At 65.5% G+C, this 19,389-nt stretch carries 17 protein-coding genes; 1 reads left to right on the top strand and 16 read right to left on the bottom strand.

From position 1 onward, the window contains the following. Window positions 1-8 precede the first annotated feature (8 nt). Entirely contained in the window at window positions 9-1,352 is a 1,344-nt protein-coding gene (gene mltB, locus H0X95_RS05645; protein ID WP_077056128.1) for a lytic murein transglycosylase B, read from the top strand. A 77-nt stretch (window positions 1,353-1,429) separates the two neighbouring features. On the opposite strand, the gene cysM is transcribed toward mltB, so the two are convergent. The 16 genes from cysM to gyrA form a co-directional block, all read right to left on the bottom strand. After that, window positions 1,430-2,332 carry a cysteine synthase CysM gene (cysM, locus tag H0X95_RS05640; RefSeq protein WP_012492863.1) on the bottom strand — a complete coding sequence of 301 codons (903 nt, stop codon included), beginning with the start codon at window positions 2,330-2,332 and terminating at the stop codon, window positions 1,430-1,432. A gap of 209 nt (window positions 2,333-2,541) precedes the next feature. Then, on the bottom strand, window positions 2,542-2,889 hold the full coding sequence (locus H0X95_RS05635) for a ComEA family DNA-binding protein (RefSeq protein ID WP_006496537.1): 348 nt from the start codon (window positions 2,887-2,889) through the stop codon (window positions 2,542-2,544). 73 nt (window positions 2,890-2,962) lie between these two features. Beyond that, window positions 2,963-3,955: an ADP-glyceromanno-heptose 6-epimerase gene (rfaD, locus tag H0X95_RS05630; protein WP_196445938.1), complete on the bottom strand. Its 993-nt coding sequence runs from the start codon at window positions 3,953-3,955 to the stop codon at window positions 2,963-2,965. A gap of 64 nt (window positions 3,956-4,019) precedes the next feature. Beyond that, on the bottom strand, window positions 4,020-4,970 hold the full coding sequence (rfaE1, locus tag H0X95_RS05625; RefSeq protein WP_006486931.1) for a D-glycero-beta-D-manno-heptose-7-phosphate kinase: 951 nt from the start codon (window positions 4,968-4,970) through the stop codon (window positions 4,020-4,022). A 7-nt stretch (window positions 4,971-4,977) separates the two neighbouring features. Continuing rightward, on the bottom strand, window positions 4,978-6,378 hold the full coding sequence (locus H0X95_RS05620) for a UDP-glucose dehydrogenase family protein (RefSeq protein ID WP_006486856.1): 1,401 nt from the start codon (window positions 6,376-6,378) through the stop codon (window positions 4,978-4,980). A gap of 90 nt (window positions 6,379-6,468) precedes the next feature. Next, on the bottom strand, window positions 6,469-7,641 hold the full coding sequence (gene lapB, locus H0X95_RS05615; RefSeq protein ID WP_006496539.1) for a lipopolysaccharide assembly protein LapB: 1,173 nt from the start codon (window positions 7,639-7,641) through the stop codon (window positions 6,469-6,471). A 53-nt stretch (window positions 7,642-7,694) separates the two neighbouring features. Next, window positions 7,695-7,988, bottom strand: a complete 294-nt coding sequence (locus tag H0X95_RS05610; RefSeq protein WP_006486935.1) for a lipopolysaccharide assembly protein LapA domain-containing protein — start codon at window positions 7,986-7,988, stop codon at window positions 7,695-7,697. 210 nt (window positions 7,989-8,198) lie between these two features. Beyond that, window positions 8,199-8,522, bottom strand: coding sequence for an integration host factor subunit beta (locus H0X95_RS05605; RefSeq protein ID WP_006486894.1), 324 nt, complete (start codon window positions 8,520-8,522; stop codon window positions 8,199-8,201). Window positions 8,523-8,544: 22 nt separating this feature from the next. Continuing rightward, window positions 8,545-10,257 (bottom strand): 30S ribosomal protein S1, encoded by a 1,713-nt coding sequence (gene rpsA, locus H0X95_RS05600; protein WP_012492864.1) that lies wholly within the window; start codon window positions 10,255-10,257, stop codon window positions 8,545-8,547. Between the two features lie 142 nt (window positions 10,258-10,399). Continuing rightward, complete coding sequence (gene cmk / locus H0X95_RS05595; RefSeq protein WP_006486962.1) at window positions 10,400-11,086, bottom strand: (d)CMP kinase; 687 nt, start codon at window positions 11,084-11,086, stop codon at window positions 10,400-10,402. Between the two features lie 13 nt (window positions 11,087-11,099). After that, window positions 11,100-12,404, bottom strand: a complete 1,305-nt coding sequence (aroA, locus tag H0X95_RS05590) for a 3-phosphoshikimate 1-carboxyvinyltransferase (protein ID WP_006486921.1) — start codon at window positions 12,402-12,404, stop codon at window positions 11,100-11,102. Window positions 12,405-12,417: 13 nt separating this feature from the next. After that, window positions 12,418-13,344, bottom strand: a complete 927-nt coding sequence (locus H0X95_RS05585) for a prephenate dehydrogenase (protein ID WP_006496542.1) — start codon at window positions 13,342-13,344, stop codon at window positions 12,418-12,420. Between the two features lie 186 nt (window positions 13,345-13,530). Then, complete coding sequence (gene pheA / locus H0X95_RS05580; protein ID WP_034200855.1) at window positions 13,531-14,613, bottom strand: prephenate dehydratase; 1,083 nt, start codon at window positions 14,611-14,613, stop codon at window positions 13,531-13,533. Window positions 14,614-14,646: 33 nt separating this feature from the next. Beyond that, window positions 14,647-15,729: a 3-phosphoserine/phosphohydroxythreonine transaminase gene (gene serC, locus H0X95_RS05575; protein ID WP_196445937.1), complete on the bottom strand. Its 1,083-nt coding sequence runs from the start codon at window positions 15,727-15,729 to the stop codon at window positions 14,647-14,649. A 155-nt stretch (window positions 15,730-15,884) separates the two neighbouring features. Continuing rightward, window positions 15,885-16,484: a DUF2059 domain-containing protein gene (locus H0X95_RS05570; protein WP_006486966.1), complete on the bottom strand. Its 600-nt coding sequence runs from the start codon at window positions 16,482-16,484 to the stop codon at window positions 15,885-15,887. Window positions 16,485-16,567: 83 nt separating this feature from the next. Further along, window positions 16,568-19,171, bottom strand: coding sequence for a DNA gyrase subunit A (gyrA, locus tag H0X95_RS05565; protein WP_012492866.1), 2,604 nt, complete (start codon window positions 19,169-19,171; stop codon window positions 16,568-16,570). Window positions 19,172-19,389: the final 218 nt, after the last annotated feature.

Here is a 19,389-nt window from a genome sequence, read left to right as displayed (position 1 = left end):
CTCCCTCAATGATGTCCATCGTCTGCCGCGAATTCGCCGCTAACTTACCACAACGGGGGCCAGCTTCGTCCCGGCGCGCCGGATGCGTCGGGTATACTGCGCCGAACACCATCGCCCTGTCCGCCCGCTTCGACATGAATTCCAGCAAGCCTGCCGCCCTTCTCTCCGCGCTGTTCCGTGTTCGCGCTCCGCTCGTCGTCGCTGCCATCGCCGCGGCCCTCGGCACCGCGCCTGCCATGGCGCAGACGCAGCCTGCGAAGTCCGCCGGCACGCTCGTCGCCCAGGCCCAGCCGCAGCAGGCGACACCGCAAGGTCAGACCTTCGAAGAGGAAATCGTTCCACAGCGTTACGCGAGCAACGCGAAGGTCGACGCGTTCATCGACGAGATGGTGAGTCGCAACGGCTTCGATTCGGCGAGCCTGCATGCGCTGTTCTCGCGCGTCAGCTACTCGGCGACGGCCGTCAAGCTCGTGAGGCCGGCCCCGTCGCCGACGGTCAAGAACTGGCGCGTGTATCGCTCGCGCTTCATCGAGCCGATCCGCATCAACGCGGGCGTGAAGTTCTGGAAGGCGAACCAGGCGACGCTGCAGCGCGCATCCGAGCAGTTCGGCGTGCCGCCCGAGGTGATCGTCGGCATCATCGGCGTCGAGACCATCTACGGCCGCTACATGGGCAATTTCCGCGTGCTCGACGCGCTGACGACGCTCACGTTCGACTACCCGGACACGCCGAATCGCGACAGCCGCCAGGCAACCTTCCGCAAGAACCTCGAAGACTTCCTGGTCTGGACCCGCGACAACCAGCTCGACCCGACCACCGTGCTCGGCTCGTACACCGGCGCGATCGGGATTCCGCAGTTCCTGCCGAGCAGCATCCGCGAATATGCGGTCGACTTCGACGGCACGGGCCATGTCGATCTGCGCAGCAGTCCTGTCGATGCGATCGGCAGTGTCGCGAACTACCTGAAGCAGCACGGCTGGGAAACCGACCGCCCGGTGGTCTGGCAGATCACGCCCGACACGGGCAGCCTGGGCATCGCACAGGCCGCCGCCGACGGCCAGCCCGAACCGCACTGGGCGCTGTCGCAACTGCTGCGCGCGGGCATGACGCTGAACGAGCCGACGGTCAACATCACGACCGAAGCCGGCACGCCGGTGACCGTGGTCGACCTGCCGACGCCGGGGCGCGCGACCGAATACATGCTCGGCCTGAAGAACTTCTATGTGCTGACGCGCTACAACCGCAGCTTCTTCTACGCGCTCACCGTGTACCAGCTCGGCGAGGCCGTGAAAGCGCAGATGGAAGCGACCGGCGCGCTGCAGCCCGCCGCTGGCGAGGCTCAGTCGCAATAAGCGCCGGCCAGCCAAAGAAAAAGCGCCGCACGAGCGGCGCTTTTTTTATCGCGGCGCGAATCGCGCCTCTCTCTCGCTCAAGCCGGAAACACGCCCGTGGACAGGTAACGGTCGCCGCGATCGCAGACGATGAACACGATCGTCGCATTCTCGACCTGACGCGCGATGCGCATCGCGACTTCGCATGCGCCGCCCGATGAAATCCCCGCGAAGATGCCTTCGACCGCCGCGAGCCGGCGCGCCATCGTTTCCGCCGCGGCCTGGCTCACGTTTTCGACGCGATCGACGCGGCTGCGATCGAAGATGGTCGGCATGTAGGCTTCCGGCCACTTGCGAATGCCCGGAATACGCGAGCCGTCTTCCGGCTGCGCACCGACGATCTCGATCGCCGCATTCTGCTCCTTCAGGTAGCGCGATGTGCCCATGATCGTGCCCGTCGTGCCCATGGCGGACACGAAGTGCGTGACGCGCCCTTCGGTATCGCGCCAGATCTCCGGCCCCGTTGCTTCGTAGTGCGCGATCGGATTGTCGGGGTTGCCGAACTGGTCGAGGATCACGCCCTTGCCTTCGCGCTGCATCTGCTCCGCGAGGTCGCGCGCCAGTTCCATCCCGCCCTTCACCGGCGTCAGGATGATTTCAGCACCATAAGCCGCCATGCTCTGGCGGCGCTCGACCGACAGATCCTCCGGCATGATCAGCACCATCTTGTAGCCGCGGATTGCCGCGGCCATCGCGAGCGCGATGCCCGTGTTGCCGCTCGTCGCCTCGATCAGCGTATCGCCCGGCTTGATGCGCCCGCGCGCCTCGGCCTTGCTGATCATCGACAGCGCCGGGCGATCCTTCACGGAACCGGCCGGATTGTTGCCCTCGAGCTTCGCGAGCACCACGTTGTTGCGAGCGCGAATCTCGTCGTCCGGCAGGCGGACCAGTTGCACGAGCGGCGTATTGCCGATCGTGTCTTCGATAGTTTTGTAAGCCATGGGTATACCGTGAGTACGAGGCCGATCAATCGATCGATTGTAAACCAGCACCGGCACGCGCGCCGGCAACCCCGTTGCGCCGATGGAATACGCGTGCCGCGGTTCGTGATCGCGCCGCACGCCGCACCACGCAAAAAACCCGCGGCATGCCGCGGGAAGCCGTCGCAACGACGGCGACTGAAGGAGCGCTTTGTCGCTTGCGTGACGCGTTATTTCTGCGCGGTGCGGGCCGGTGCGGCAGCAGGCTTCGCTGCCGCCGGCTTGCCCGCGGCGGCCGGCGTCGTACCGGCGCCGGCCGCCGCACCGATCGTCAAGCCTTCCTGCTGAAGCCGCTCGACGGTGTGCCCGCCCATGCCTTTCACACGCTTGGCGAGATCGTCCGCATTCCTGAACGGACCGCGTGCGCCGCGCTCGTCGAGAATCGCCTTCGCGCGTGCCGGGCCGATGCCCTTGATGCCGACGAGCGCATCCTCGTTCGCGGTGTTGACGTCGACGGCCGCCCAGGCCGACGCTACTGCGCCGAGCATGACCGCTGCGGCAAACCATTTCCTGAACATGTGCTGGATCTCCGAAGAAAACGGCCGGCGGCTGCCGACCGTGAGACCCAGTCTATCGATGCAACGCGCCGGTTTAAACCTGGCCGGATAGCCAACGCACGTAACGATCGACGCCTTCCTGCACGGTCAGGAACGGTGCGTCGTAGCCAGCCGCGCGCAGTTTCGTCTGGTCGGCCTGCGTGAAGCACTGGTACTTGCCGCGCAGCGCATCGGGGAACGGCACGTACTCGATCAACCCTTGCTCGACCTGCTGCGCAAGCGTCAGCGGCGGCTGGTTGTCGAGCGCGCGCAACGTGTTCACGACCGTCGAAGCGATATCGTTGAACGGCTGCGCCCGGCCCGTGCCGAGATTGAAGATGCCCGACTTATCCGGATGGTCGAAGAAGAACAGATTCACCTTGGTCACGTCCTCGACCGACACGAAATCGCGCGTCTGCTCGCCCGGCGCATAACCGTTGTATTCGCCGAACAGCTTCACCTTGCCTTCCGCGCGGAACTGGTTGAAGTTGTGGAACGCGACCGACGCCATGCGGCCCTTGTGCGTCTCGCGCGGGCCGTACACGTTGAAATAGCGGAAGCCCGCGATCTGGCTCTTCGCGCTCGGCAGCACGCGACGGATCACCTGGTCGAACAGGAACTTCGAATAGCCGTACACGTTCAGCGGCGCCTCGACGTCGCGCTCCTCGACGAAACGCGTCGAGCCGCCGTAGATCGCGGCCGACGATGCATACAGGAACTGCGTGCCCTGCGCGAGGCAGGTATCGAGCACCGCGCGGCTGTAGCGGAAGTTGTTGTCCATCATGTAGCGGCCGTCGGTTTCCATCGTGTCCGAACAGGCGCCTTCATGAAATACCGCGCGTACCTTGCCGAAATCGCCGCGCGCAAAGCGCTCGACGAATTCGGTCTTGTCGAGATAGTCGTCGATCTCGCAATCGACGAGATTGCGAAACTTGTCTGCGCGGGTCAGGTTGTCGACCGCGATGATGCGCGTCTCGCCGCGCTCGTTGAGCGCCTTGACGATGTTCGCGCCGATAAAACCGGCTGCGCCGGTGACGATGAGGGTCATGATCGTCCTGCCTGAAAAGTGCGAGCCCACTCGGGCGACGCGCTCGTCGCGCCGCCGAATGCGCTCAGTGAAACAGTTCGTCGTAATCCACCGTGGCCGTGCCGAGCTTGCCGACCACGATGCCTGCCGCGCGATTCGCGAGCACCACCGCGTCGACGAGCGGCACCCCGGCGCCGAGCATCGTCGCGACCGTCGCGATCACGGTGTCGCCCGCGCCCGACACGTCGAACACTTCGCGCGCGAGCGCCGGCGCATGCAGTTCGCCGCCGGCGGAAAAGAGCGTCATGCCCTCTTCCGAACGGGTGAGCAACAGTGCGTCGATGTCGAGCTCCGCACGCAGATTCGCGACGCGCGCGCGCAGGTCGTCTTCCGATTTCCACTGCCCGACCACCTCGCGCAGTTCCGCGCGATTCGGCGTGATCAGCGATGCGCCGCGATAGCGTGCCCAGTCGTCGCCCTTCGGGTCGACCAGCACCGCCTTGCCCGCCGCACGCGCCTTCTCGATCATCGTCGTGACGTGCGTGAGGCCGCCTTTGGCGTAATCCGACATGAGCACGACGTCGTGCTGCGGCAGCAGCACATCGAAGCGCGCGAGCCCCGCAAGCAATACCTCGTGCGTCGGCATCGCCTCGAAGTCGACGCGCAGCAGTTGCTGCTGGCGCGCGAGCACGCGCAGCTTGATCGTGGTCGGCAGCGCCGGATCGCGCTCGAGATGCGGCGTCACGCCGCTGCTGCCGAGCAACTCGACGATCCGCTCGCCGGGTTCGTCGCAACCGACGACGCACAGCAGCCCGGCCTGGCCGCCGAGCGTCACGGCATTGCGCGCGACGTTGGCCGCGCCGCCGAGCCGCTCCTCCTGACGCTGCACGTGCACGACCGGCACCGGCGCCTCAGGCGAAATGCGGTCGACGTTGCCGAACCAGTAACGGTCGAGCATCACGTCGCCGACGACGAGCACACGCGAGCGCGCGAGTTGCTCGCGCGGCACCGGAACGACTTCGCGAAGAGTATTCATCGTAGGTTCAGCCACGGGAGGACAACTGGGGATCGACATACGGCCGGCCGATCGCGTAGTAGTCGATGCCCAGCTCGGCCATCGCATCCGGCTCGTACAGGTTGCGCCCGTCGAAGATCACCGGTGCCTTCAGCTCCGCCTTCAGGCGCGTGAAATCGGGGCTGCGGAATTCCTTCCATTCGGTCACGATCACGAGTGCATCCGCACCGGTGACCGCGACGTCCTGCGTATCGACGAGATGCAGCCGCGCCAGTGCGTCCGCATCGTCGCCGAAATCCAGCGCGAACACGCGGCGCGCTTCGTCGACTGCGACCGGATCGTAGGCGCGCACGGTCGCGCCGCGTTCGAGCAGCGCGGCGATCAGGCGACGGCTCGGCGCTTCGCGCATGTCGTCGGTGTTCGGCTTGAACGCGAGGCCCCAGACCGCGAATTCGCGGCCCGTCAGGTCGGCGCCGAAGCGCTGCTCGATCTTGCCGATCAGCACGTCCTTCTGCGCATGGTTGGCGGCCTCGACGGCCTCCAGGATACGCAGCGGCTGGCCGTTCTCGCCCGCGGTGCGGATCAGCGCCTGCACGTCCTTCGGGAAGCACGAGCCGCCGTAGCCGACGCCGGCATACAGGAAGTGATAGCCGATGCGCGGATCGGAGCCGATCCCGCGGCGCACGGCCTCGATGTCGGCGCCGACCTTGTCGGCGAGATTCGACATTTCGTTCATGAACGAGATGCGCGTCGCGAGCATCGCGTTCGCCGCATACTTCGCGAATTCCGCCGAACGCACGTCCATGTAGATCGTGCGCTCGTGGTTGCGGTTGAACGGCGCGTAGAGCTTCTTCATCTTCTCGCGCGCGATCGTGCCGGTTTCGTCGTCGTCGACGCCGATGATGATCCGGTCGGGGCGCATGAAGTCCTCGACCGCGGCGCCTTCCTTCAGGAACTCCGGGTTCGACACGACCGAGAAGCGGTGCGCGACGCTGCCCGCGAGCCCGCGTGCCGCAAGCGCTTCGTCGACCACGCCGCGCACGCGCTGCGCGGTGCCGACCGGCACCGTCGACTTGTCGACGATCACCTTGAAGCTCGTCATGTGGCGGCCGATGTTGCGCGCGGCCTCGAGCACGTATTGCAGGTCGGCCGAGCCGTCCTCGTCGGGCGGCGTGCCGACCGCGATGAACTGGATCTCGCCATGCGCGACGCTCGCCTCGATGTCGGTCGAGAAGCGCAGGCGCCCCGCCGTGCGGTTGCGCGCGATGATGTCCAGCAGCCCCGGTTCGTGAATCGGCATCCCGCCGTTGTTCAGGATGTCGATCTTGCGCGGATCGACGTCGAGACAGAAGACGTCGTGACCGATCTCCGCGAGGCAGGCGCCCGTGACGAGACCGACATAGCCGGTGCCGATGATGGTGATTTTCATAGATGTTCCGGTACTTCCCGGTAATGGACTAACTTGGCCGCCGGGACGAGCCCGGCGGCAACCGCAGCGCGTTGGCTCCGCGTGCCGGGATCAGCCCGGCATCGCAGGTTCGACGCGGCGCGGCGCATAGGTTTCCCAGCCGCTGCATCCGGGGCACTGCCAGTAGAAGAGCCGTGCCCGGAAACCGCAATTCTGGCACGTATACCGTGGCAGATTTTTCGTGCGCTGCTTGATCAGCGCACGCATCATTTCAAGTTCCTTACGACGCGGTTCGTCGGCCGCCGCGATCTGCGCATCGAGCAGATGCAGCATCCCCGACAGGTTCGGCGACTTTTCCATTTGCGTGCGCGCGAGCGTGTGGGCCGCATCCTGGCCGCGCAATCCGGCGATATGCTGATAGGCGATATCGAGCAGGTCGTTCGACGGATATCGATCGACGTACCCCATCAGCAATTCCGCGCCCTCGACGTTCTTGCCAAGCGCGACGTACGCCTTCATCAGCTTGTCCGCGACGAGCGGCAGATACGCCGGATTCTGCGCTTCGACGCGCTTCCAGTGCTCGATTGCGGCCGCGTGATCGCCCGCCGCCTCGGCCGCGTCGCCGGACAGGACCGTCGCCCGGACGTTCTGCGGATTCACCGTCAGCGCGAGGCGCAACTGTTCGGCCGCCGCGGCGGCGTTCTTGCGCTGCAGCGCGTCCTGCGCGAGTTCGCAGTGGAACTGCGCAATTTCGGTGCCGAGCGGCTTGTCGCTCATCGATTCGATGCGCCTCGCGGTATCGATCGACTTGTTCCAGTCCTTCTCGATCTCGTAGATCGTCAGCAGCGCCCGCTGTGCGCCAAGCGCGTAGTCGCCGTCGGCGAGCTTGTGGAACGCCTCTTCGGCGCGATCGAGCAGGCCGGCTTTCAGGAAATCCTGGCCGAGCTCGTACAGCGCGTGGTCGCGCTCGTTGACCGGCAGATCCGTGCGGCTCAGCAGGTTCTGGTGCACGCGGATCGCGCGATCGGTCTCGCCGCGACGGCGAAACAGGTTGCCCAGCGCGAAGTGCAACTCGACCGTTTCGGGATCGAGCTTGGCCACCTCGATGAACGCATCGATCGCCTTGTCGGGTTGTTCGTTCAACAGAAAATTCAGGCCGCGAAAATACGAGCGCGGCAGGTTGGCACTCTCCGACAGGAGATTCTTCAGGTCATAGCGTGACGCCGCCCACCCGAGCGCGAACGCGACCGGAATCGCGAGCAACCACCAGAAATCCAGATCCATGCGAAATATCGAAGCAGAGACGAAAACCGCGCGATGATCGCGCGGCGTCCGTGTTAAATGACGGGCGGCATCGGCGGCTGGTCGATGACGGCAGGCGTTTCGCGCGCCGCACGCAGATCGCGCTTCAAACGCCCGTTCTCGATGCGCAGCCGGAAGATCGAAGGCAGCGCGGACAGCAGGCCGGCCAGCAGCCCCACGGCGAAGAATGCCAGGCCGATCAGGATCAACGGCGCTTGCCATGCGTAGCCGGCAACGAAATTCAGCGTCGCGGTTTGTGTATTGGCCAGCGCAAGCACCAGCAGCAGGACGAACACCAATACCCGGATCAGCCAGACGATAAACTTCATGAAGCCCTCTCTTTGTTGAGGTTTGCCGCGGCGCGCGACTCCCCTTCGTCGCACCGAATCGACCCGTATTGTAAAGGAAGCGTTTCCGCGGCTGCGCAGATCCTGTGCGCCGCGTTGCGCGTCAGGTTGCCGGAAATGAAAAAAGCGCCCGCAAGGGGCGCTTTTCTTTTCAGCCTTCGCCGGACAGGTTCCGGGCAAACCGAACGACGCTCAACGCTCGTCGTCCGGATCGTCAGCCTTCAGCGGTTCACCGGCGCGGCCGTCGACGCGTTCACGCAATTCCTTGCCAGGCTTGAAGTGCGGCACGAACTTCTCGGGCACCTGCACTTTCTCCCCCGACTTCGGGTTGCGTCCGACGCGCGCCGGGCGACGATTGAGGCCAAAGCTGCCGAAACCCCGAATTTCAATGCGATGCCCTTTCGCCAGGGCGTCGGACATCGCATCGAGCATCGTTTTCACCGCGAAATCCGCGTCCTTGAGGACAAGTTGCGGAAATCGCGATGCCAGCTGCGCGACCAACTCGGATTTGGTCATACTTCAGCAGACCTCGTAAGGCTTACTGGTTCTGGCCGTCGAGCTTCGCCTTCAGCAGCGCGCCGAGGTTGGTCGTACCGGTCGCAGCAGCGCTGGAGTCCGACTGCAGGCCGCGGATCGCTTCCTGTTGTTCAGCCGAATCCTTCGCCTTGATCGACAGGTTGATGCCGCGCGACTTGCGATCGATGTTGATCACCATCGCGTTGACCTTGTCGCCTTCCTTCAGCACGTTGCGTGCGTCTTCGACGCGATCCTGCGAGATTTCCGACGCACGCAGGTAGCCTTCGACGTCGCCCGTCAGCGTGACGACCGCACCCTTCGCATCGACCGTCTTCACGACGCCGTCGACGATCGAGCCCTTGTCGTTCATTGCAACGTAGTTGCTGAACGGGTCGCCTTCGAGCTGCTTGATGCCGAGCGAAATGCGCTCCTTCTCGACGTCGATACCGAGCACGATTGCTTCGACTTCGTCGCCCTTCTTGTACTTGCGAACGGCTTCTTCGCCGGCTTCGCTCCACGACAGGTCCGACAGGTGGACCAGGCCGTCGATGCCGCCCGGCAGACCGATGAACACGCCGAAGTCGGTGATCGACTTGATTGCGCCCGTGATCTTGTCGCCCTTCTTGAAGTTGCGGCTGAAGTCATCCCACGGATTCGGCTTGCACTGCTTCATGCCGAGGCTGATACGACGACGGTCTTCGTCGATCTCGAGGACCATGACTTCGACTTCGTCGCCCAGCTGGACAACCTTCGACGGCGCAACGTTCTTGTTGGTCCAGTCCATTTCCGACACGTGGACGAGGCCTTCGATGCCCGATTCCACTTCGACGAATGCGCCGTAGTCGGTGATGTTCGTGACCTTGCCGAACAGGCGCGTGCCCGACGGGTAACGGCGCGAGATGCCTTCCCACGGATCGTCGCCCAGTTGCTTGATGCCCAGCGAGACGCGGTTCTTCTCTTGGTCGAACTTGAGGATCTTCGCGGTGACTTCCTGGCCAACCGACAGGACTTCGCTCGGGTGACGCACACGACGCCATGCGATGTCGGTGATGTGCAGCAGGCCGTCGATGCCGCCGAGGTCGACGAATGCGCCGTAGTCGGTGATGTTCTTGACCACGCCGTTGACGATCGCGCCTTCCTTCAGCGTCTCGAGCAGCTTCGCGCGCTCTTCGCCCTGGGTTGCTTCGATCACTGCACGACGCGACAGCACGACGTTGTTACGCTTGCGATCGAGCTTGATCACGCGGAACTCGAGCGTCTTGCCTTCGTACGGGGTCGTGTCCTTGACCGGACGCGTGTCGACCAGCGAACCCGGCAGGAACGCGCGGATGCCGTTGACCATCACGGTCATGCCGCCCTTCACCTTGCCGGTGATCGTGCCGGTGACGAGCTCGTTGTTGTCGAGCGCCTTTTCCAGCGACAGCCACGATGCAAGGCGCTTCGCCTTGTCGCGCGACAGGATCGTGTCGCCGTAGCCGTTTTCGAGTGCGTCGATCGCGACGGACACGAAATCGCCCGACTGCACCTCAACCTCGCCCTGATCGTTCAGGAATTCCTCGATCGGAATGTAAGCCTCGGACTTCAGGCCTGCATTGACGACCACGAAGTTGTGGTCGACGCGCACGACTTCGGCGGAAATCACTTCGCCGGCGCGCATGTCTTGGCGGGTCAGCGACTCTTCGAACAGAGCCGCAAAGGATTCGGTATTCGGGTTGGAGGTTTGCAGGTCGGACATAAAAATCTGATTGTGCATGGCTCGCTGTGCCACGCCGGCCGGAATGGCAGGCTGAAAGGGCCAGATCGAGGACCACACGGGGTTAAGGGTTCGAAACACGCTCCGCGCTTGCGACGCGGAGCACCTACCGCTGCCCGCCTACTCAGGCGGGCTGGCCGAGCGCCCGGTACCACTGCAGCACCTGATCGACGGCTTCATCGACCGAAAGTGCCGACGTATCGAGCAGCTTGGCATCTGCCGCAGGCTTCAGCGGCGCGGCCGCGCGATTGCTGTCGCGCGCGTCACGTTCACGAAGATCCCGGAGCAAGTCATCTATATTAGCAGAAAAACCTTTTTGCATCAATTGCTTATGCCGCCTGGTCGCGCGCGCCTCGGCGCTGGCCGTCAGGAACACCTTCAGCACGGCGTCCGGGAAGATCACGGTGCCCATGTCGCGCCCGTCCGCCACGAGGCCCGGCGTCTTGCGGAACGCGCGCTGGCGCGCGACGAGCGCGGCGCGCACGGGGCCGTGCACGGCAATGGCCGACGCGCGGTTGCCGACCGCTTCGGCGCGAATGTCGTTCGACACGTCGACGCCGTCGAGTTGCGCGCACCCCTCACGGAACGTGATGTGCAGATCGTCGATCAGCTTCACGAGCGCGTCGATGTCCTCCGCCGCGATGCCGTAGCGCACGCTCGCGAGCGCCGCGAGCCGGTACAGCGCGCCGCTGTCGAGCAGGTGGAAGCCAAGGTGCGCGGCGACGAGCGCCGCGACGGTGCCCTTGCCGGAAGCGGTCGGGCCGTCGATCGTGATGACGGGAGTCGGGTGAAAGGGTCGGGTCGATTTCATCGGAACAGTCGGGTCAGGCTTTGGCGAGCGCGGCGAAGCGGTCGAAATAGTCGGGGAACGTCTTGCCGACGCACTTCGGATCGTTGATCCGCACGGGCACGCCGCCCAGGCTGACGAGCGAGAAGCACATCGCCATCCGGTGATCGTCGTACGTATCGATCGCCGCGTTCGGCGTGAGCTTGGCCGGCGGCGTGACGACGAGATAGTCGGGGCCTTCCTCGACGATCGCGCCGACCTTGCGCAGCTCGGTCGCCATCGCGGCGATGCGGTCCGTCTCCTTCACGCGCCAGCTCGCGATGTTGCGCAGCGTGCTCGTGCCGTTCGCGAACAGCGCCGCGACCGCGATGGTCATCGCGGCGTCGGGAATCAGGTTGAAGTCCATGTCGATCGGCTCGAGCTTGCCGTGATCGTGGCCGATGCCGCGCACGTCGATCCAGTCGTCTCCCATCGTCACGTTCGCGCCCATCTGCATCAGCGCATTCGCGAAGCCGACGTCGCCCTGGATGCTCGCGCGCCCCACGCCCTCGACCCGCAGCGGGCCGCCGCCGAGTGCGCCGGCCGCGAGGAAGTACGATGCGGACGACGCGTCCCCCTCGACCATGATCCGCCCCGGCGAGCGGTAGCGGACGCCGGCCGGCACCACGAAGCGCTGCCAGCCGTCGCGCTCGACGGTCACGCCGAAGCGCGCCATCAGCCGGATCGTGATGTCGATGTACGGCTTCGAGATCAGCTCGCCATCGACTTCGACGACGGTCCGGCCGTCCTTCGCCTTCACGAGCGGCAACGTCATCAGGAGCGCGGTAAGGAACTGGCTCGACACATCGCCGCGCACGCGGATCGGCGCATCGACCGAAATCGTCGCCGGCTTGATCCGCAGCGGCGGGTAGCCTTCGTTCAGCTCGTAGTCGATCTGCGCGCCGATCTGGCGCAGGCCGTCGACGAGATCGCCGATCGGCCGCTCGTGCATGCGTGGCACGCCGTGCACGCGATAGTCACCGCCGTTCACCGCGAGTGCGGCGGTCAGCGGCCGCACGGCCGTGCCCGCGTTGCCGAGGAACAGGTCGGCCGTCTTCGCGGTGAACGCGCCGCGCGTGCCGGTGACGACACAGGTGTCGCCGTCGCGCGCGAGCTTCACGCCGAGCTTGCCGAGCGCGTCGAGCATCACGCGCGTGTCGTCGGAGTCGAGCAGGTTGGTGATCGTCGTTTCGCCTTCGGCGAGCGCCGCGAGCAGCAGCACGCGGTTCGAAATGCTTTTCGAGCCGGGCAGGCGCACGGTGCCCGATGCGCTGGAGTACGGGCCGAGATCGAGGTAGTCCATGGGAATCGTCCTGTTATTTCTTGACCGGTTCGGCAGCGGGCGCGCCGCCGCGTTCCTGCCATGCCTTGCGTGCGGCGCGCGAGCGCGTGAAGACGGCTTCGAGCGCCGCGCCGTCGCCGGCGTCGATCGCCGCGCGCAACCGCGTGAGCACGCGCGTGTAGCCGTCGAGTTCGTCGAGCAGCGCCGCGCGGTTCGCGACGCACACGTCGCGCCACATTTCCGGGCTCGACGCCGCGATGCGCGTGAAATCGCGGAAACCACCGGCCGCGTACGAGAATTTCAGTTCCGCGTCGGCCTCGCCGAGAATCTGCTCGACGAGCGCGAACGACAGCACGTGGGGCAGATGGCTGATCGACGCGAATACGCGATCGTGCTGCTCGGTGCTCATCGTGCGCACGTCGGCGCCGGTCGCGCGCCACATCGCGTCGATCCGGGCCACCGCTTCGGGCGCGTTCTCCGGCAGCGGGCACAGCACGACGTTGCGACCGACGTAGAGGTCCGGCAACGCAGCCTCGACCCCGCTCGATTCGCGCCCCGCGATCGGGTGACCGGGCACGAACTGCGCGATCCGCGCGCCGAGCGCGTCCCGCGCGGCCGCGACGACATCGGACTTGGTGCTGCCGGCGTCGGTGACGATCGTCGCGCCGTCGAGCCACGGCGCGATGCGCGCGAGCAACGGGCCCGTCTGCGCGACGGGCGCGGCCAGCAAGACGAGATCGGCGCCGGCGAGCGCGTCGCGCAACTGCGCGTCGTCGTCGAGTGCCGCCGCGCGATCGATCACGCCGAGCGACAGCGCGCGCTCGACCGATGCGCGCGAGCGGCCCACGCCGACGATCTCGCCCGCGCCGCCCGGCGCGCGCTCGCGCAGCGCGCGGGCCAGCGATCCGCCGATCAGGCCGACGCCGAAGATGACCAGTTTGTTGAATGCAAAGCCTGACACGACAAGAGCCAAGTTACGCGCACGAAACGACGCCCGCACGCGGAATTCCAGATTCCGGGCACCGGACCCGCACCCGGCGCAGCCTGCACCGGATACCGCCCGAACCCGCCTTCGGCAGCGCCGACCGGCCTGCCCCGCCCGCCCGGCCGCCACGCCTGCCTCAAGCAGGCGCTGGGCCGCCGCGCGTCAGCGTGCGCGCGGATACGAACCGAGTATCTTCAGGAACGCAGCCTTCTGGCCGAGCTCCGTCAGTGCGGCCGCCACCGCCGCATCGTCGCGGTGCCCTTCGATGTCGATGTAGAAGTAGTACTCCCACGTGCCGACGCGCGCCGGACGCGATTCGAAGCGCGTCATCGACACGCCGTGCCGCGCGAGCGGCTCGAGCAGCTTGAACACGGCGCCCGGCTCGTTCTTCACCGACACGATCAGCGACGTCTGGTCGTGACCGCTCTGGCCGGCCGGCTGCTTGCCGATGATCACGAAGCGCGTGCGATTGTGCGGATCGTCCTGGATCAGCGAGAACGCGATCTGCAGGCCGTAATGCGCGGCTGCACGATCGCCCGCGATCGCGGCGACGGTCGGATCGGCCGCCGCAAGACGCGCGGCCTCCGCATTGCTCGCGACGGCCTGCCGCTCGAGCTGCGGCGCATTCGCCGCGAGCCACTGCTGGCACTGCGCGAGTGCCTGCGCATGCGCGCAGACGCGCTTCACACCGTCGAGCGTGCCGCTCTGCGTGAGCAGGTTGTGATGGATCGGCAGCGCGAGCTCGCCGCTGATCAGCAGCTGGGTCTGCAGCAGCAGGTCGAGCGTGCGCGATACGGCGCCTTCGGTCGAATTCTCGACCGGCGCGATGCCGAACGCGGATGCCCCGGCCTCGACCGAGCGGAACACCTCGTCGATCGACGGGCACGGCAGCCCTTCGATCGACTGGCCGAAATACTCGAGCATCGCCTGCTCGCTGTACGTGCCGACCGGCCCGAGGAACGCGACGTGGATCGTCTGCTCGAGCGCGCGGCTCGCCGCCATGATCTCGCGCCAGATCGCGCTGATGTGCTCGCTCGCGAGCGGCCCGGCGCTCATGTCCTGCAGCCGCGCGATCACCTGCAGCTCGCGCTCCGGCCGGAACACCGGCGCGTTGAAATGCTTCTTGACCTCGCCCACCTCGAGCGCCACCGCGGCGCGCTGGTTCAGGAGCGCGATCAGCTGCGCGTCGATCGCGTCGATGCGGTCGCGCAGCGGTTTCAGGCGGGAATTCAGTTCGTCGTCCATGCGTTTTGCCGTGCTGATTGAACAGCGCCGCCGTCAGGCGTCGCGCTGCTCGAAGTCCTTCATGTACTCGACGAGCGCCTTCACACCCTCGAGCGGCACCGCGTTGTAGATCGACGCCCGCATGCCGCCGACGGACTTGTGGCCCTTCAGCTGCAGCAGCCCGCGCGCCTTTGCGCCGGCAAGGAAGTCTTCGTTGCGCGTTTCGTCGGCCAGGAAAAACGGCACGTTCATCCGCGAACGTGCTGCCGGCTCGACCTTGTTCAGATAGAAACTGCTCGCATCGATCGTGTCGTAGAGCAGCTTCGATTTTTCGATATTGCGGGCCTCGATCGCTTCGAGGCCGCCCTGCCGCTTCAGCCACCGGAACACGAGGCCCGCGATGTAGATCGCGTAGGTGGGCGGCGTGTTGTACAGCGAGTTGTTCGCGGCGATGGTCTTCCATTCGAACGCCGACGGGCAGATCGACAGCGCACGATCGAGCAGATCCTCGCGCACGATCACGACCGTCACGCCGGCCATCCCGATGTTCTTCTGCGCGCCGCCGAACAGCACGCCGTACTTCACGACGTCCATCGGGCGCGACAGGATGTGCGACGAGACGTCCGCGACCAGCGGCACGTCGCCGAGATCGGGAATCTCGAACGTCTCGACGCCGTCGATCGTCTCGTTGGTGCACAGGTGCACGTAGGCCGGATCGTCCGACAGCTGCCATTCGGCGCGCGTGGGCGCACGCGTGAAGCCGTTCTCCGTCTTGCCGCTCGCGGCGAGATGCGGCGTGCAGAACTTCTTCGCCTCGCCGAACGATTTCTGCGACCACGAACCCGTCACGACGAAGTCGGCCGTGTTGCGCGCGCCGAGCAGGTTCATCGGCACGATCGCGTTTTCCGCGATGCCGCCGCCCTGCAGGAACAGGATCCGGTGGCTCGCCGGCACGCCGAGCAGGTCGCGCAGGTCGGTCAGCGCGGCCTCGTGGATCGACATGAATTCCTTGCCGCGATGGCTCATCTCCATCACGCTCATGCCGCTGCCATGCCAGTCGAGCATTTCGTCGGCGGCTTGCCGCAGCACTTCCTCGGGCATCGCCGCAGGGCCGGCGGAGAAATTAAAGACGCGCATCGTGAAAACCTCGGGAGGGACGCGACCGGCTTGCCGCCGGCAAAACGCGCCAGAAAAGAAATGGCCGCTTGCGCTCGCGCGCAAACGGCCATTATCGCACTGTCGTCAGGCTCCCGCCAAACCCGGCCGAACGGCCGGGGGCGCGCCCGGACAGCTTACTTGCCCGGCTTGACTGCTGCGACTTCCTTGTCAGCCTGCGTACGCGTTGCCTGGATCGCTTGCGGCATGTACTTCTGCATCAGGCCGTTGACCACGTCGCGACCGACCTGATCCTGAACCTGGATGAACTTGCGGCCCGTCGGGCTCTTGTAGAACGTCGTCAGATCCTTGATCTCCGACGTGCTGTAGTACTTCGCGTACGCGTCGTACTGAGCCGACATCGCGTCGCTCTGGAACTGTTGCGTGCCGAACACCTTGCCTGCGCCGTCGACCAGCTTCGGCACCGCGTTCTTCTGCAGCGTCGGAACGGCAGCCTGCTTCTGCTTGTCGTTCAGCGTCTTGTTTTCCGACAGCGCGTCCGACAGGATCGCCGGCACGAGTTGCTTGGCCTGCATTTCGGCGCTGTTGCCGATTGCCGACACGAGCTTCGGCGCGTCGATCGCGTCGAGCAGATCCTTGATCGCCGCCTTCTTGTCGGCGTCGATCGGCGCAGCTGCCGCCGGTGCAGCCGGTGCGGAATTCGACAGCGCCTGCGCCATCGCGAACGTCGGCACCAGTGCAGCCAGCAGGACCAGTTGCTTGAATTGCTTTTGCATCATCACTCCCTTTTGGAAATATGAATGGTTGCTCGCCGGCCGCGGCGCTTTTCGCCCGCGGCGGCCAGAGTCTCATCCGTTCTTCAGGCTTCGCCGTCCGACGCCTCGTCGGCCTCGCCCTCTCCCTCTTCGGCCTCGGCGATCTGCTGCAGGCCAGAGAGCTTGGTACCCTCATCGAGACTGATGAGTGTAACACCTTGCGTGGCGCGCCCCATCTCGCGAATCTCGGATACGCGGGTGCGAATCAACACGCCGGCCGTCGTGATCAGCATGATCTGATCCTCGGCGTCGACGAGCGTGGCAGCCACGACCTTGCCGTTGCGCTCGGACGTCTGGATCGCGATCATACCCTTCGTGCCGCGGCCATGGCGCGTGTACTCGGTGATCGGCGTGCGTTTGCCGTAGCCGTTTTCGGTAGCGGTGAGCACGGTCTGCTCCTCGCTGCCCGCGACCAGCAGCGCGATGACCTGCTGCCCGTCCTCGAGCTGCATGCCGCGCACGCCGCGCGCCTCGCGCCCCATCGGGCGCACGTCGTTCTCGTCGAAACGCACGGCCTTGCCGGAGTCCGAGAACAGCATCACGTCGTGCGCACCGTCGGTGATCGACGCGCCGATCAGGTAGTCGCCCTCGTCGAGGCCGACCGCGATGATGCCCTTCTTCATCGGGCGGCTGAACGCTTCGAGCGGCGTCTTCTTCACGGTGCCGAGCGACGTCGCCATGAAGATGAACTTGTCGGCCGAGAATTCCTTGACCGGCAGCACGACGTTGATCTTCTCGCCTTCCTGCAGCGGGAACATGTTGACGATCGGACGGCCGCGCGAGTTGCGCGAGCCTTGCGGCACCTCATAGACCTTGACCCAGTACACGCGGCCGCGGTTCGAGAAGCACAGGATGTAGTCGTGCGTGTTCGCGATGAACAGCGTCTCGATCCAGTCGTCTTCCTTCATCTGCGTCGCCTGCTTGCCGCGACCGCCGCGCTTCTGCGCGCGGTACTCGGACAGCGGCTGCGACTTCACGTAGCCCGCATGCGACATCGTGACGACCATGTCCTGCGGCGTGATCAGATCCTCGGTGTTCAGCTCGGTCGCGTTCAGCTCGATCCTCGAGCGGCGCGCGTCGCCGAATTCGGCCTTCACCGCGGTCAGCTCCTCGCCGATCATCGTCGTGATCCGCTCGGGGCGCGCGAGGATGTCCAGCAGGTCGGCGATTTGTGCCATCACGTCGCGGTACTCGCCGATGATCTTGTCCTGCTCGAGGCCGGTCAGGCGCTGCAGGCGCATCTGCAGGATTTCCTGCGCCTGCGTGTCGGACAGGCGGTACAGCCCGTCGGCCTGCATCCCGAACGCCGGGTTCAGGCCTTCCGGACGGTACGCGGAACGGCCGCCGGCCGCCGCGTTCTCGCTCTCGGCGCGCGTCAGCATCTCGCGCACGAGCGACGAATCCCACGGCTTCGCCATCAGTTCCTGCTTCGCGATCGGCGGCGTCGGCGCGGCCTTGATGATCGCGATGAACTCGTCGATGTTCGCGAGCGCGACCGCGAGACCTTCGAGCACGTGGCCGCGTTCGCGGGCCTTGCGCAGTTCGTAGATCGTGCGGCGCGTCAGCACTTCGCGTCGGTGCGACAGGAAGCACTGCAGGATTTCCTTCAGGTTCAGCAGCTTCGGCTGGCCGTCGACCAGCGCGACCATGTTCATGCCGAACGTGTCCTGCAGCTGCGTCGCCTTGTACAGGTTGTTCAGCACCACTTCAGGCACTTCGCCGCGCTTGAGCTCGATCACGACACGCATGCCGCTCTTGTCGGACTCGTCGCGGATGTCGGAAATGCCTTCGAGCTTCTTCTCGTTGACGAGCTCGGCGATCCGCTCGAGCAGCGAGCGCTTGTTCACCTGGTACGGCAGCTCGTCGACGATGATCGCCATCCGCTGGCCGCGGTCGATCTCCTCGAAGTGCGTGGCCGCGCGCATCACGACGCGGCCGCGCCCGGTGCGGTAGCCGTCGCGCACGCCGGCGACGCCGTAGATGATGCCGGCCGTCGGGAAGTCCGGCGCCGGGATGATCTCGATCAGCTCGTCGATCGTCGCTTCCGGGTTGCCCAGCAGGTGCTGGCACGCGTCGACGACTTCGTTCAGGTTGTGCGGCGGGATGTTGGTCGCCATGCCGACCGCGATGCCCGACGAGCCGTTGATCAGCAGGTTCGGGATGCGCGACGGCAGGACCGACGGCTGCATTTCGTTGCCGTCGTAGTTCGGCTCGAAATCGACCGTTTCCTTGTCGATGTCGGCGAGCAGCTCGTGGCCGATCTTCGCCATGCGAATTTCGGTGTAACGCATCGCCGCGGCATTGTCGCCGTCGATCGAGCCGAAGTTGCCCTGCCCGTCGATCAGCATGTAGCGCAGCGAGAAATCCTGCGCCATCCGCACGATCGTGTCGTAGACCGCGGTATCGCCGTGAGGGTGGTATTTACCGATCACGTCACCGACGATACGCGCCGACTTCTTGTACGCACGGTTCCAGTCGTTGTTCAGTTCGTGCATCGCGAACAACACGCGCCGGTGCACGGGCTTGAGGCCATCGCGGACATCCGGGAGGGCACGTCCGACGATCACGCTCATCGCGTAATCGAGATACGAACGGCGCATTTCCTCCTCTAGGGAGGTGGGCAGGGTCTCTTTGGCGAATTGATCCATGTATCCGTATCGTTTCGGAGCGAAGACGGCGAACGCCTTTCGCGTGGGCGCTGCATGCGCAACGCAACGCGAGATTCTAACATGCGCCCATCAGCCGCCAATTCGCCTTCCCCTCTATATATAAATAGCAAAAATCGCGGCCGCGACGAATCGGCCGCAATCGCATCGCACCCACGCGCGTGCGACTCGACGTCGCAGGCGATCGCATCACCGCGTTT

It is taken from the genome of Burkholderia sp. 9779_493, from assembly GCF_015712215.1.
GTDB lineage: Bacteria > Pseudomonadota > Gammaproteobacteria > Burkholderiales > Burkholderiaceae > Burkholderia > Burkholderia cenocepacia.
The sequence above is the reverse complement of the archived record's forward strand: the minus strand, read 5'-3'. Positions and strand labels throughout refer to the sequence as shown.

What these genes read in the sequence shown, in the direction of transcription:
- mltB (WP_077056128.1), top strand. Translation starts at nt 9, where the DNA reads ATGATGTCCATCGTCTGCCGCGAATTCGCCGCTAACTTACCACAACGG.
- cysM (WP_012492863.1), bottom strand. Translation starts at nt 2,332, where the DNA reads ATGGCTTACAAAACTATCGAAGACACGATCGGCAATACGCCGCTCGTG.
- H0X95_RS05635 (WP_006496537.1), bottom strand. Translation starts at nt 2,889, where the DNA reads ATGTTCAGGAAATGGTTTGCCGCAGCGGTCATGCTCGGCGCAGTAGCG.
- rfaD (WP_196445938.1), bottom strand. Translation starts at nt 3,955, where the DNA reads ATGACCCTCATCGTCACCGGCGCAGCCGGTTTTATCGGCGCGAACATC.
- rfaE1 (WP_006486931.1), bottom strand. Translation starts at nt 4,970, where the DNA reads ATGAATACTCTTCGCGAAGTCGTTCCGGTGCCGCGCGAGCAACTCGCG.
- H0X95_RS05620 (WP_006486856.1), bottom strand. Translation starts at nt 6,378, where the DNA reads ATGAAAATCACCATCATCGGCACCGGCTATGTCGGTCTCGTCACGGGC.
- lapB (WP_006496539.1), bottom strand. Translation starts at nt 7,641, where the DNA reads ATGGATCTGGATTTCTGGTGGTTGCTCGCGATTCCGGTCGCGTTCGCG.
- H0X95_RS05610 (WP_006486935.1), bottom strand. Translation starts at nt 7,988, where the DNA reads ATGAAGTTTATCGTCTGGCTGATCCGGGTATTGGTGTTCGTCCTGCTG.
- H0X95_RS05605 (WP_006486894.1), bottom strand. Translation starts at nt 8,522, where the DNA reads ATGACCAAATCCGAGTTGGTCGCGCAGCTGGCATCGCGATTTCCGCAA.
- rpsA (WP_012492864.1), bottom strand. Translation starts at nt 10,257, where the DNA reads ATGTCCGACCTGCAAACCTCCAACCCGAATACCGAATCCTTTGCGGCT.
- cmk (WP_006486962.1), bottom strand. Translation starts at nt 11,086, where the DNA reads ATGAAATCGACCCGACCCTTTCACCCGACTCCCGTCATCACGATCGAC.
- aroA (WP_006486921.1), bottom strand. Translation starts at nt 12,404, where the DNA reads ATGGACTACCTCGATCTCGGCCCGTACTCCAGCGCATCGGGCACCGTG.
- pheA (WP_034200855.1), bottom strand. Translation starts at nt 14,613, where the DNA reads ATGGACGACGAACTGAATTCCCGCCTGAAACCGCTGCGCGACCGCATC.
- serC (WP_196445937.1), bottom strand. Translation starts at nt 15,729, where the DNA reads ATGCGCGTCTTTAATTTCTCCGCCGGCCCTGCGGCGATGCCCGAGGAA.
- H0X95_RS05570 (WP_006486966.1), bottom strand. Translation starts at nt 16,484, where the DNA reads ATGCAAAAGCAATTCAAGCAACTGGTCCTGCTGGCTGCACTGGTGCCG.
- gyrA (WP_012492866.1), bottom strand. Translation starts at nt 19,171, where the DNA reads ATGGATCAATTCGCCAAAGAGACCCTGCCCACCTCCCTAGAGGAGGAA.